The sequence below is a fragment of the Pseudomonas sp. HLT2-19-2 genome (assembly GCF_054898005.1).
Map to the genome: position 1 here is coordinate 2,430,907 of NZ_CM142712.1, position 12,228 is coordinate 2,443,134.

Here is a 12,228-nt window from a genome sequence, read left to right on the forward strand (position 1 = left end):
TATAAAAGAAGCAGATCTGGATCAGACTTCGTCGGGGCTGCGCAGGTTGGTGACTGCGATTCGCTGTTCGCGGCGCTGTTCCTTTTGCGAAGGCATCTCGGCGCGGTACACGCCTTGATCGCCGACGACCCAGGAAAGCGGACGACGCTCCTGTCCAATCGACTCTTGCAAGAGCATCAAGCCTTGCAGAAAAGCTTCAGGGCGGGGCGGGCAGCCAGGCACGTAGACGTCCACGGGCAGGAACTTGTCCACCCCTTGAACGACGGAGTAGATGTCGTACATGCCACCGGAGTTGGCGCACGAACCCATGGAGATAACCCATTTAGGTTCGAGCATTTGCTCGTAGAGACGCTGAATGATCGGCGCCATCTTGATGAAGCAGGTACCGGCGATAACCATGAAATCCGCCTGACGCGGCGATGCCCGGATAACCTCGGCGCCAAAGCGCGCGATGTCGTGGGGCGCCGTGAAGGCGGTGGTCATTTCCACGTAGCAGCACGAAAGACCGAAGTTATACGGCCACAGGGAGTTCTTGCGCCCCCAGTTGATCGTGCCGTTAAGCACGTCTTCGAGCTTGCCCATGAAAATGTTTTTGTGAACTTGATCTTCTAACGGATCGGAAACGGTTTCCCGTTCGCCAATCGGATACTGCTCGTTAGGAGCATCGGGGTCGATCCTGGTGAGATTGTATTGCATTGCCAAAGCCTCATTGTTTCAGCTTCGCCTGCCGCTTGCGACGAGCTTCCGGAGCCCAATCAAGGGCGCCCACTCGGAACAGGTAGACAAGACCTGCCAACAGAATTGCTATGAAAACGAGAGCTTCGACGAATCCGGTCCAGCCGCTTTCGCGGACGGACACAGACCAGGCAAAGAGAAAAAGGGCTTCGATATCGAAGATCACGAAGAGCATCGCGACCAGATAGAATTTGGCTGAGAGCCTCAAGCGGGCACCACCTGTAGGTAGCATGCCGGACTCGAACGGTTCGTTTTTGCTGCGGCCCCAGGCTTTTGACCCGAGGAGGCTGGAGACGCCGAGCATGAAGGCGCAAAGGCCGACGACGCCCAGAAGGAAAATGGCAAAGCCCCAGTTGTGGGCCATGAGTCCTGTCGCTTCGGGCATGCTGGTAATCCTTAACAGAGAGCAAAGGTCTCTGAGCTTGATAAGAAACAAAGCAGTGACGATATGTCGCAGCAATCAATCCCGCTGATTTTATGGCACATCACCGTGCAAGTAAAATTCAGATAGCGAAATTATTTAATAGAATAAGGACATAGCGCGCCTCCAAGGTCCCGCAGCCCATGCGTTGCGGGCATTAGCCGGGATTTCATCAAATATGTTTTGTAGGGAATGTAACGAACATAGTTTTGGCTAAATGATAATCAATATTGTTTGTGGTGGTTTTTAAACTGTTTAACGGGTGGGTGGCCGGAAAGTTGTCTTATATGCGCGTTGCTGTAAGTAGCGCACGGGGTCGTTTTACCTTCTTTCCCTGATCGAAAAACTGCTCTGGATCAATGATTTTTTTCAGGATTTGAAGGTTGGGCTCCCACAGGGTTTTGATTGTGTTTGTGAAATCGCGGGCAAAAAAACGCCCCGAACCAGTCGGGGCGTCAATTGTGCGACGTTGCGGTTAGCTTTCTATCCGATCCGCAACGGCCGTTTGCTCAGGCGAATCAGATCAGTGGAACTGCTCTTCTTCAGTCGAACCGGTCAGTGCGGTTACCGACGACGAGCCACCTTGAATCACAGTGGTCATGTCGTCGAAGTAGCCGGTGCCCACTTCCTGCTGGTGAGCCACGAAGGTGTAACCCTTGGCAGCGTCAGCGAACTCTTGCTCTTGCAGCTTCACGTAGGCAGTCATGTCGTTACGGGCGTAGTCGTGCGCCAGGTTGAACATGCTGTGCCACATGTTGTGAATGCCGGCCAGGGTGATGAACTGGTGCTTGTAACCCATGGCGGACAGTTCGCGCTGGAACTTGGCGATGGTCGCGTCGTCCAGGTTTTTCTTCCAGTTGAAGGAAGGCGAGCAGTTGTACGACAGCAGTTGGTCCGGGTATTCCTTTTTGATCGCTTCGGCGAAGCGACGAGCCTCGTCCAGATCCGGCTTGGCGGTTTCGCACCAGATCAGATCGGCGTACGGCGCGTAGGCCAGGCCGCGGGAAATTGCCTGGTCGAGACCAGCGCGCACTTTGTAGAAACCTTCCTGAGTACGTTCGCCAGTCACGAACTCTTTGTCGTACGGGTCGCAATCGGAAGTCAGCAGGTCAGCCGCGTTAGCGTCGGTACGGGCCAGAATGATGGTCGGAGTACCGGCAACGTCAGCAGCCAGGCGAGCAGCGGTCAGCTTCTGTACAGCTTCCTGGGTAGGAACCAGTACCTTGCCGCCCATGTGGCCGCATTTTTTCACGGAAGCCAGTTGGTCTTCGAAGTGAACGCCGGCGGCGCCTGCTTCGATCATGCTCTTCATCAGCTCGTAAGCGTTCAGTACGCCGCCGAAACCGGCTTCGGCGTCAGCCACAATCGGAGCGAAGTAGTCGATGTAACCTTCGTCGCCCGGGCCTTTGCCGGCTTTCCACTGGATCTGGTCAGCACGACGGAACGAGTTGTTGATGCGCTTGACCACGGTTGGAACCGAGTCCACCGGGTACAGCGACTGGTCCGGGTACATCGATTCGGCGGAGTTGTTGTCCGCAGCGACTTGCCAGCCCGACAGGTAGATCGCCTGGATACCGGCTTTAACTTGTTGCACGGCCTGGCCGCCGGTCAGGGCGCCCATGCAGTTGACGAAATCTTTCTCAGGACGGAAGGACGGCTTGGCGCCTTGGGTCACCAGGTTCCAAAGCTTCTCGGCGCCCAATTTTGCAAAGGTGTGCTCAGGTTGAACCGAGCCACGCAGGCGGACGACGTCAGCAGCGGAGTAAGCGCGTGTCACGCCTTTCCAGCGTGGGTTTTCAGCCCAATCTTTTTCGAGGGCTGCAATTTGCTGTTCGCGTGTCAGTGCCATGGAGATAAACCTCGTCGCGTCTTTTACGGAAAGTTGTTCTGCGGTGGAAAATTCATGCGCTCGCTGACCAGAAGCTTAGATGGTCAAGTCGGATTCGGCGGGGATGGCGACGGGATGAACGATGGGCTCGAGGGGAAGTGAGCAGGTAAGGGCGAACTGGCGAGCGCATTCGGGCGTCGTGGGCCTTGGTGCGAACTTCAGTGTGGAGCCGGGTTACCTAATTACGCTTCCGTCCCTCGGGACAACTTCGTTCCAGTCGGCAACCTCGTCAAACACACCTTGTGGGCGGTACAGACACGAAGCGGCTCGCGGGGTAGTTGCGAACGGCGCCTCGAAGGCCCTTGCCAGGGCCCCTGATTAGCGGGAGCGAGGCCATCATGCCTTCGCTTTTTTGTATCGTCAAACGTTTTGTAGTGCTTATTTTTAAGCACTACATCTTTGGTCTAATACGACTAATCAGTCAGTTTTCGGTGGTTTAGTCCAAAGTATCGACTTTCACCCGCAGGGTCATGTCGTCCCGTCCCTGAGTCGAGTAGCTGCGGGTCTGGCCCTGTTTGTCGGCCTGTGTCTGGCGATTTACGCCCGCCAGGGTGATCCATTCACCCAATCGGCCCGTGACAGTTGTGTCGGTACTTTGCACATTCACTACATCGGGACGTTCCTGGCTCATGCGGTCACGATTGGTGCTGATCGCCAGGTGAACGATGTCGCCGGTGACGCTGGCGGTGACGTAGAACCCCTGGGTGACGTTACGGTATTCGGTCTGGCTTCGCAGGTCGCCGTAAGAGTCGGTTTGAGTGCTGGTCAGCGGCACGCTCTGGCCGACCTGGATCAGGGCTGGTGCGCCTTCGCTGGCTTGAACCTGTTGGATTCCGCCATCACGGCTGTCGGTGCTGCGATTGATGATGCGGGTCTGGCTCGGTTTGGCACCGTTCACCGAATAACCCTGATCGCCCTGAACGTTGTTTTCGTTGGTGTCGACGGTGATCAGTAGGCGTTTGGGTTGGGTGTCGAGTTGCGCAATCAGGGCTTTAAGTTCGTCGATCTTGCGCTGATCGGCATTAACGATCAGCTGGTTGCCGTAGGCGCTGACCTGGCCATCCTTGCCGATGAAATCCTGGGCCATCGGCAGCATGTCGGCGCTGGTGTGGTAGTTCAGGGGCACGATCTCGGTGGCGGCCATAACCGAAAAACTGCAGGCCATCAGCAGCGTGGTGAACAGGGTGCGTAGGGACATAACCGTTATCTCCGACATCTTGAAGTGTTGATATTGCCAGTTTGTCGGCCCGGCGTGGGGCAAGTTGAACCGTAGACAGCAAAACGCCCCGGCATCCGAAGATGGCGGGGCGTTTTGTGGCGAGGGGGCTTGCCCCCTCGCCACAGGATCTCAAGCCGAATGACGTACCATGTCCACATGCGGAATCCCTGCTTCCAGGAATTCCTCACTGACCAGGCTGAAGCCCAAGCGCTCATAGAACGCCGTGGCTTGTACCTGTGCGCTCAGCATCTGCTGCTTCAGTCCGCGCTTCTCGGCTTCACCGATCACCGCTTGCATCAGCGCATCGCCGACTTTCAAGCCGCGCCAGTCTTTGAGCACCGACACCCGGCCGACGTGGCCGTCGGGCAGCAGGCGAGCGGTGCCAATCGGAAAGTCGCCTTCGAAGGCCAGAAAATGCACCGCAGTTGCGTCATCAGCATCCCATTCCAGCTCGGGCGGAACGGATTGCTCGGCGATGAACACCGTCTCACGAATGCGCCGGATCTCGGCGTTGTCCTTTTGCCAGTCTGCGACACGTACGTGAATTTTATTCATCAGCAAACCCCAGGCTTCCTTGCTTGATCAGTTCACACAGCAGGCCGCGACCGTCTTCGTCGCTCAGCCAGTCGCCGAGGTTGTCGGTGTGCAGCGCGTCTGCGGCGCAAATCAACTTCAGCAGCTCGCGCAGCTTGCCCGGCAGGTAACGGCTCTGGCCGCTGGCGAACAGCAGCAGGTCGTCATCGACTTCGGACCAGGCCATGCGCGCGCTCGGGTTGCGGATCAGTACTGCGCCTTGCTCAAGGCTGGCGAGCAGGTCGTCTTCTTCGATCTCTTCCGGACCCACCACCAGTTCCGGGTAGCGCGGCTCGGTCATGAACTGGCCGAACCAAGTCAGCAGCAGACGCTCGTCGCTCATGTGCTCGGCAAGCAGGCCTTTCAAGCGATCAAGTGCGTCGTGCTGGATCTGATGTGGGTCAGCCGCAGGCAGGGCGTCGGCATCGGTGTAACGCTCTTCGTCTGGCAGGAACTGGCTGAGGAAGTCGGTGAAGTGGGTCAGCACTTCAGCGGCGCTTGGCGCGCGGAAACCTACCGAGTAGGTCAGGCAGTCATCAACGGCAACGCCGCAATGGGCCAGGCGCGGCGGCAGGTAAAGCATGTCGCCCGGTTCCAGGACCCATTCGTCGGTGGCCTCGAAGTCGGCGAGGATGCGCAGGTCGGCGTGTTGCAGCAGCTTGCTCTCGGAATCGCACATCTGGCCGATTTTCCAGTTGCGCTTGCCGTGACCTTGCAGCAGGAATACGTCGTAGTTGTCGAAGTGAGGGCCGACGCTACCACCCGGGGCGGCGAAGCTGATCATCACATCGTCGATGCGCCAGCTCGGCAGGAAGCGGAAGTTTTCCAGCAGCTCAGCGACTTCCGGTACGAATTGGTCGACCGCTTGAACCAGCAGCGTCCAGTCGCGTTCCGGCAATTTGCTGAATTCGTCTTCGGCGAACGGGCCGCGGCGCAATTCCCAAGGGCGCTCGCCGTGCTCGATCACCAGGCGCGATTCGACTTCTTCTTCCAGCGCCAGGCCGGCCAGTTCGTCGGCGTTGATCGGGCTTTCGAATTCAGGAATCGCCTGACGGATCAGCAGGGGTTTTTTCTGCCAGTAGTCGCGCAGAAATTCGCGCGCCGTGATGCCGCCCAGAAGTTGAAAAGGAATGTCAGGATTCATGTGTAACCTATTGAAAAAAAGCACTTTTCAGACGGGAATAAAAACGCCCGGCGCTGCCGGGCGTCTCAAACGGGTAAAGCGGTCAATCAGATGCGCTTGGCTTGCTCTACAGCGTTACCGATGTAGTTCGCCGGGGTGAGCAGCTTCAGCTCGGCCTTGGCCGCGGCTGGCATGTCCAGACCATCGATGAAAGTTTGCAGCGCTTCAGGGCTGATGCCCTTGCCACGGGTCAACTCTTTCAGTTTTTCGTACGGGTTTTCGATGTTGTAGCGACGCATGACGGTCTGGATCGGCTCGGCCAATACTTCCCAGCACGCATCCAGGTCAGCAGCGATTTTCTGAGCGTTGAGCTCCAGCTTGCTGATGCCTTTGAGGCTTGCTTCGTACGCGATCACGCTGTGGGCGAAGCCGACACCGAGGTTGCGCAGTACGGTGGAGTCGGTCAGGTCACGCTGCCAGCGGGAAATCGGCAGCTTGCTTGCCAGGTGCTGAAACAGCGCGTTGGCGATACCCAGGTTGCCTTCGGAGTTTTCGAAGTCGATAGGGTTGACCTTGTGCGGCATGGTCGACGAACCGATTTCGCCAGCGATGGTGCGCTGTTTGAAATAACCCAGGGAAATGTAGCCCCAGATGTCGCGGTCGAAGTCGATCAGGATGGTGTTGAAGCGCGCGATCGCGTCGAACAGCTCGGCGATGTAGTCGTGCGGTTCGATCTGCGTGGTGTACGGGTTGAAGCCCAGGCCCAGCTCGTCTTCGATGAAGGCGCGGGCGTTTTCTTCCCAGTCGATCTCAGGGTAAGCCGAGAGGTGTGCGTTGTAGTTGCCAACAGCGCCGTTGATCTTGCCCAGCAGCGGAACGGCAGCGACCTGGGTGATTTGACGCTCCAGACGGTAAACCACGTTCGCCAGCTCTTTGCCCAGGGTGGTCGGCGAAGCCGGTTGACCGTGGGTGCGCGACAGCATCGGCACGTCAGCGAAACGAATCGCCAGTTCGCGAATGGCTTCGGCAGTCTGGCGCATCAGCGGCAGCATCACGTCATCACGGCCTTCGCGCAACATCAGGGCGTGGGACAGGTTGTTAATGTCCTCGCTGGTGCAGGCAAAGTGGATGAATTCGCTGACCTTGGCCAGTTCTGGCAGCTTGGCCGCTTGCTCTTTGAGCAGGTATTCGATGGCTTTGACGTCGTGGTTGGTGGTGCGCTCGATCTCTTTGACACGCTCGGCGTGCTCCAGAGCGAAGTTTTCCGCCAGGGTATTCAGCACCGCGTTGGCTTCGGCGGAGAACGCCGGCACTTCGCTGATGGCAGGATGAGCGGCCAGGCGCTGGAGCCAGCGCACTTCAACCAGAACGCGAGCACGGATCAAGCCGTACTCGCTGAAAATTGGGCGCAGGGCCTGGGTTTTGCCGGCGTAGCGGCCGTCAACAGGGGAAACCGCAGTGAGCGAAGAAAGCTGCATGGGGTGTTCTCGGACAGTCGGGCAACGAAATGGGGCGCGTATCATACATGAAAAAATCCGCCGGTCCGTTGCCAACTGACCAGCGTCTACGCGTTTCAAATTACAAAAGATCTTGCGGGCGCGGTTCAGCTGCTGCGCATCAGCGGATAAAGCTCTTTCAGCAACTTGCGTCGGCTGATCACCAGTTGCCAGCGATGGCCGCCCAACTGCCGCCACAGGCGCGCCGATCGAATACCGGCCAGCAACAGGGCGCGGATTTTCGAAGCGTTGCTCGGTTGTTGCAGGTTGCGCATGTCGCCATGGACCTGAATGCGTTGGCGCAAGGTGCTCAAGGTGTCCTGGTACAGCGCACCGCAGGCTGCAATCACGTTTTCGTGAGCCGGGCCGAAGTGCTCGACCTGGGACTGAATCTGCGGCAAGCGCTTGCCGATCTCATCCAGCATATCGTTGCGCTTGGCCAATTGACGCTCCAGTCCGAGCATCGCCAGGGCGTAGCGCAGCGGTTCGCGCTGAAGGGTGCTCGGGTCGCGTTCCAGGGCGCCAATCAATGCGCGGTAACCTTCACGCAGATTGATGTCGTCGCCGCCGTAGACTTCCAGCGTGTCCTTGGGATCACGAATCAGCAGGCTGCCGAGCATGCAGGTCAGGCCGGCTTCGGTGGTCTGGCCGGTCTTGGCGATCTTGTCGACCAGCACGGCGGCGAGGAATACGCCGCCCAGTGCCGTCAGTTGCTCCTGAGTCGGGCTCATTGTTGCTCGCCTTGAGGAGTGCCTTTGCTGGTCCACGGTTCTGCAATTTCGATCACGCCGCCGCCGAGGCAGATCTCACCGTCATAGAACACCACGGATTGGCCTGGGGTGACTGCGCGTTGCGGGTCATCGAAGGTGGCGCGGTAGCCGGTGGCGGTTTTCTCCAGCGTGCAGGGTTGATCGCTTTGGCGATAACGGACTTTGGCGGTTAACTTGCGCGGCTCGGTCAGATCAATCGGGTTGACCCAGTAAATGTCTGAAGCGAGCAGGGCGCGGGAGAACAGATACGGATGATCATTGCCCTGGCCAACGATCAGTTCGTTGTTTTCAAGGTCTTTGATCAGTACGTACCACGGCTCGTCACCCGCGTCTTTCAAGCCGCCGATGCCGAGGCCCTGGCGCTGACCGATGGTGTGATACATCAAGCCGTGGTGACGGCCGATGACTTCACCTTCGGTGGTCTTGATCTCGCCCGGCTGGGCCGGCAGGTATTGCTTGAGGAAATCGCTAAAGCGGCGTTCGCCGATAAAGCAGATCCCGGTGGAATCCTTTTTCTTCGCGGTGGCCAGATCATGTTTCTCGGCAATCGCGCGCACTTCGGGCTTTTCCAGTTCGCCAACCGGGAACAGGGTCTTGGCGATCTGTTCACCGCCGACGGCGTGCAAGAAGTAGCTCTGGTCCTTGTTCGGGTCCAGGCCCTTGAGCAGTTCGGTGCGACCCTCGATATCACGGCGGCGCACGTAGTGACCGGTGGCGATCAGGTCGGCGCCGAGCATCATGGCGTAGTCGAGGAACGCCTTGAACTTGATTTCGCGGTTGCAGAGGATGTCCGGGTTCGGCGTGCGACCGGCCTTGTATTCGGCCAGGAAGTGCTCGAACACGTTGTCCCAGTACTCGGCGGCGAAATTGGCGGTGTGCAGCTTGATGCCAATGTTGTCGCACACGGCCTGAGCGTCCGCCAGGTCATCCATGGCGGTGCAGTATTCCGTTCCATCGTCTTCTTCCCAGTTCTTCATGAACAGGCCTTCCACCGCATAACCCTGCTCGATCAGCAGGAGAGCGGAAACGGAAGAGTCCACGCCGCCGGACATGCCGACAATGACGCGCTTCTTTTGTGTGTCAGAAGGGGCTGGATCACGCATAGGGATTCAATGAGTGTCTTGAAAAAGGACGCGATTCTAACAGGCCCAAGCCTGCAAGGCTAAAGAGAAGGGCGGATCAGTTCGAGACCGAAGTGTTGACCGTCCAGATAATCATCAATACAGCGGATGATCAGCTCACTGCGCCAGTTTGCGCGCTGTGCCAGCAATTCGTCACGCGTCAGCCACTTGGCGCTGACGATGCCGTCGTCCAGTTGATAATCGGGGTGGTGTTTGATTGGTTTTGCGGTGAAACAAACCCGCTGATACGTCACGCCATTACTTGGGGCGGTGTAGAGGTAAATGCCCACCACGCCCGTCGGCTCGACGTCCCAGCCGGTTTCTTCGAGGGTTTCACGCACGGCAGCGTCGATCAGGGTTTCGTCCGGGTCGAGGTGGCCGGCGGGCTGGTTGAGCACCGTTCGTCCGCCCTTGGATTCTTCGACCATCAGGAAGCGGCCGTTGTCTTCGACGATGGTGGCGACGGTGATGTGAGGTAGCCAATCCATAATTAAAACCTCCTGTTGAGGGGCAGAAACAGAAACCCCGGCACAGGGCCGGGGCTTCTTTGCATCCTTACAACCTTAAACCAACGCAGCGATCGCGGCGTTGAAAGTGTTGCTTGGGCGCATGGCCTTGCTGATCAGCTCGGCATTGGCGTGGTAGTAACCGCCGATGTCCACTGGCTTGCCCTGAACGGCGTTGAGCTCGGCGACGATGGTCGCTTCGTTCTCGGCCAAGGTCTTGGCCAACTGACCGAACTGCGCTTGCAGTGCAGTGTCTTCGGTCTGGGCAGCCAGGGCTTGAGCCCAGTACAGCGCCAGGTAGAAGTGGCTGCCGCGGTTGTCGATGTTGCCGACTTTACGCGATGGCGACTTGTTGTTGTCCAGGAACTGGCCGGTGGCCTGATCCAGGGTCTTGGCCAGCACCAACGCCTTAGGGTTGTTGTACGTCACACCCAGGTGCTCCAGGGACGCGGCCAGGGCCAGGAACTCGCCCAGGGAATCCCAGCGCAGGAAGTTCTCTTCCAGCAGCTGCTGAACGTGCTTCGGTGCCGAACCGCCAGCGCCGGTTTCGAACAGGCCGCCGCCGTTCATCAGTGGAACGATCGACAGCATCTTGGCGCTGGTGCCCAGTTCCATGATCGGGAACAGGTCAGTCAGGTAGTCGCGCAGTACGTTGCCGGTCACCGAAATGGTGTCCTTGCCTTCGCGGGTACGGCCCAGGGTGAAGGCCATCGCGTCGACGGGCGACATGATGCGGATGTCCAGGCCTGCGGTGTCGTGATCCTTCAGGTAAGCCTGAACTTTCTCGATGACCACACCGTCGTGGGCGCGCATTGGGTCCAGCCAGAAAATTGCTGGCGTGCTGCTGGCGCGAGCCCGGTTGACGGCCAGTTTGACCCAGTCCTGGATCGGCGCGTCTTTGGTCTGGCACATGCGGAAGATGTCGCCGGCTTCAACCGACTGTTCCAGCAGCGTGCGGCCAGCGCCGTCGGAAACCCGAACTACGCCATTTGCCTTGATCTGGAAAGTCTTGTCGTGCGAGCCGTATTCTTCGGCTTTCTTCGCCATCAAGCCTACGTTTGGCACGCTGCCCATGGTGGTTGGGTCGAAGGCGCCGTGCAGCTTGCAGTCTTCGATCACCGCCTGGTAGATGGTGGCGTAGCAGCGATCCGGGATCACAGCCTTGGTGTCGTGCAGCTGACCGTCAGTGCCCCACATTTTGCCGGAGTCACGGATCATTGCTGGCATCGAGGCGTCGACGATAACGTCGCTCGGCACGTGCAGGTTGGTGATGCCTTTGTCGGAGTTGACCATGGCCAACGACGGACGAGCGGCGTAGACCGCCTGGATGTCCGCTTCAATCGCAGCTTGCTGCTCAGTTGGCAGGGCTTTGATGCGAGCGTACAGGTCACCGATGCCGTTGTTCAGGTTGAAGCCGATCTGTGCCAGCACGTCAGCGTGCTTGGCCAGCGCGTCTTTGTAGAACTCGGCAACGATCTGGCCGAACATGATCGGGTCGGAGACCTTCATCATGGTGGCTTTGAGGTGAACCGACAGCAGTACGCCTTTTTGCTTGGCGTCTTCGATCTCGGCAGCGATGAAGCTGCGCAGAGCGTTTTTGCTCATGACTGCGCAATCGAGGATCTCACCGGCTTGCACGGTGGTTTTTTCTTTCAGGACGGTGGTGGTGCCGTCTTGAGCGATCAGTTCGATTTTGACGGCGTCAGCGGCGTCGATCAGGGCAGCTTTTTCGCTGCCGTAGAAATCGCCGGTGCTCATGTGCGCTACGTGGGACTTGGAGTCCGCAGCCCAGGCGCCCATTTTGTGCGGGTGCTTGCGCGCGTAGTTCTTGACCGACAGCGGTGCACGACGATCAGAGTTGCCTTCGCGCAGAACCGGGTTCACGGCGCTGCCCTTTATCTTGTCGTAACGCGACTTGGCGAGCTTGTCGGCGTCGCTGGTAACGGTTTCCGGGTAGTCAGGCAGTGCGAAGCCATGGGCTTGCAGTTCCTTGATCGCGGCTTGCAGTTGCGGAACCGAGGCGCTGATGTTCGGCAACTTGATGATGTTGGCTTCAGGCGTAACGGCCAGGTCGCCCAGTTCGGCGAGGTGGTCGGCTACGGCTTTGTCACCCAATTGCTCGGGGAAGCTGGCCAGGATGCGCCCTGCAAGAGAGATATCGCGGGTTTCCACGGCGATATCAGCGGAGGCGGTGAAGGCCTCTACGATAGGCAGCAGTGAATAGGTGGCGAGGGCGGGAGCTTCGTCGGTGAAGGTATAGATGATCTTCGAGCGGGTGGGCATATTCGGATTAACTCTCTCTTCTTTGCTAAGCGTGCGCAGAAACTCGAGGGGCGCCGTGTGAGCGCGTTCGTTCAAAGTCATCCATGAGCCGAA

The 12,228-nt window shown here is 58.4% G+C and carries 11 protein-coding genes; all 11 read right to left on the bottom strand.

Going from position 1 to position 12,228, the window contains the following annotated elements:
• Positions 1-21 precede the first annotated feature (21 nt).
• A complete protein-coding gene (locus ACYZTU_RS11285) occupies positions 22-696 on the bottom strand; it encodes a NuoB/complex I 20 kDa subunit family protein (protein ID WP_008146035.1) in 675 nt (224 codons plus the stop codon).
• Positions 697-706: 10 nt separating this feature from the next.
• Entirely contained in the window at positions 707-1,120 is a 414-nt protein-coding gene (locus tag ACYZTU_RS11290) for an NADH-quinone oxidoreductase subunit A (protein WP_003223812.1), read from the bottom strand.
• Between the two features lie 559 nt (positions 1,121-1,679).
• A complete protein-coding gene (gene aceA / locus ACYZTU_RS11295) occupies positions 1,680-3,005 on the bottom strand; it encodes an isocitrate lyase (RefSeq protein WP_282377694.1) in 1,326 nt (441 codons plus the stop codon).
• Positions 3,006-3,480: 475 nt separating this feature from the next.
• Positions 3,481-4,242: a secretin N-terminal domain-containing protein gene (locus ACYZTU_RS11300; RefSeq protein ID WP_461970153.1), complete on the bottom strand. Its 762-nt coding sequence runs from the start codon at positions 4,240-4,242 to the stop codon at positions 3,481-3,483.
• Positions 4,243-4,392: 150 nt separating this feature from the next.
• The gene (locus ACYZTU_RS11305) at positions 4,393-4,818 is read right to left on the bottom strand and encodes a GNAT family N-acetyltransferase (protein ID WP_017339601.1); all 426 of its coding nucleotides are present in this window, start codon (positions 4,816-4,818) and stop codon (positions 4,393-4,395) included.
• Complete coding sequence (locus ACYZTU_RS11310) at positions 4,811-5,980, bottom strand: ribosomal protein uL16 3-hydroxylase (protein ID WP_461970155.1); 1,170 nt, start codon at positions 5,978-5,980, stop codon at positions 4,811-4,813. The genes ACYZTU_RS11305 and ACYZTU_RS11310 overlap by 8 nt, the downstream gene beginning before the upstream one ends.
• Positions 5,981-6,066: 86 nt before the next feature.
• Positions 6,067-7,437 (bottom strand): adenylosuccinate lyase, encoded by a 1,371-nt coding sequence (purB, locus tag ACYZTU_RS11315; protein WP_461970157.1) that lies wholly within the window; start codon positions 7,435-7,437, stop codon positions 6,067-6,069.
• A 125-nt stretch (positions 7,438-7,562) separates the two neighbouring features.
• A complete protein-coding gene (hflD, locus tag ACYZTU_RS11320; RefSeq protein WP_347805483.1) occupies positions 7,563-8,186 on the bottom strand; it encodes a high frequency lysogenization protein HflD in 624 nt (207 codons plus the stop codon).
• On the bottom strand, positions 8,183-9,328 hold the full coding sequence (mnmA, locus tag ACYZTU_RS11325; protein ID WP_461970158.1) for a tRNA 2-thiouridine(34) synthase MnmA: 1,146 nt from the start codon (positions 9,326-9,328) through the stop codon (positions 8,183-8,185). Before mnmA ends, hflD begins: the two co-directional genes overlap by 4 nt.
• Positions 9,329-9,387: 59 nt before the next feature.
• Complete coding sequence (locus ACYZTU_RS11330; RefSeq protein WP_461970160.1) at positions 9,388-9,834, bottom strand: NUDIX hydrolase; 447 nt, start codon at positions 9,832-9,834, stop codon at positions 9,388-9,390.
• 75 nt (positions 9,835-9,909) lie between these two features.
• Complete coding sequence (locus ACYZTU_RS11335) at positions 9,910-12,135, bottom strand: NADP-dependent isocitrate dehydrogenase (protein WP_461970162.1); 2,226 nt, start codon at positions 12,133-12,135, stop codon at positions 9,910-9,912.
• Positions 12,136-12,228: the final 93 nt, after the last annotated feature.

What these genes read in the sequence shown, in the direction of transcription:
- ACYZTU_RS11285 (WP_008146035.1), bottom strand. Translation starts at nt 696, where the DNA reads ATGCAATACAATCTCACCAGGATCGACCCCGATGCTCCTAACGAGCAG.
- purB (WP_461970157.1), bottom strand. Translation starts at nt 7,437, where the DNA reads ATGCAGCTTTCTTCGCTCACTGCGGTTTCCCCTGTTGACGGCCGCTAC.
- ACYZTU_RS11330 (WP_461970160.1), bottom strand. Translation starts at nt 9,834, where the DNA reads ATGGATTGGCTACCTCACATCACCGTCGCCACCATCGTCGAAGACAAC.
- ACYZTU_RS11310 (WP_461970155.1), bottom strand. Translation starts at nt 5,980, where the DNA reads ATGAATCCTGACATTCCTTTTCAACTTCTGGGCGGCATCACGGCGCGC.
- ACYZTU_RS11300 (WP_461970153.1), bottom strand. Translation starts at nt 4,242, where the DNA reads ATGTCCCTACGCACCCTGTTCACCACGCTGCTGATGGCCTGCAGTTTT.
- ACYZTU_RS11290 (WP_003223812.1), bottom strand. Translation starts at nt 1,120, where the DNA reads ATGCCCGAAGCGACAGGACTCATGGCCCACAACTGGGGCTTTGCCATT.
- hflD (WP_347805483.1), bottom strand. Translation starts at nt 8,186, where the DNA reads ATGAGCCCGACTCAGGAGCAACTGACGGCACTGGGCGGCGTATTCCTC.
- ACYZTU_RS11335 (WP_461970162.1), bottom strand. Translation starts at nt 12,135, where the DNA reads ATGCCCACCCGCTCGAAGATCATCTATACCTTCACCGACGAAGCTCCC.
- aceA (WP_282377694.1), bottom strand. Translation starts at nt 3,005, where the DNA reads ATGGCACTGACACGCGAACAGCAAATTGCAGCCCTCGAAAAAGATTGG.
- ACYZTU_RS11305 (WP_017339601.1), bottom strand. Translation starts at nt 4,818, where the DNA reads ATGAATAAAATTCACGTACGTGTCGCAGACTGGCAAAAGGACAACGCC.
- mnmA (WP_461970158.1), bottom strand. Translation starts at nt 9,328, where the DNA reads ATGCGTGATCCAGCCCCTTCTGACACACAAAAGAAGCGCGTCATTGTC.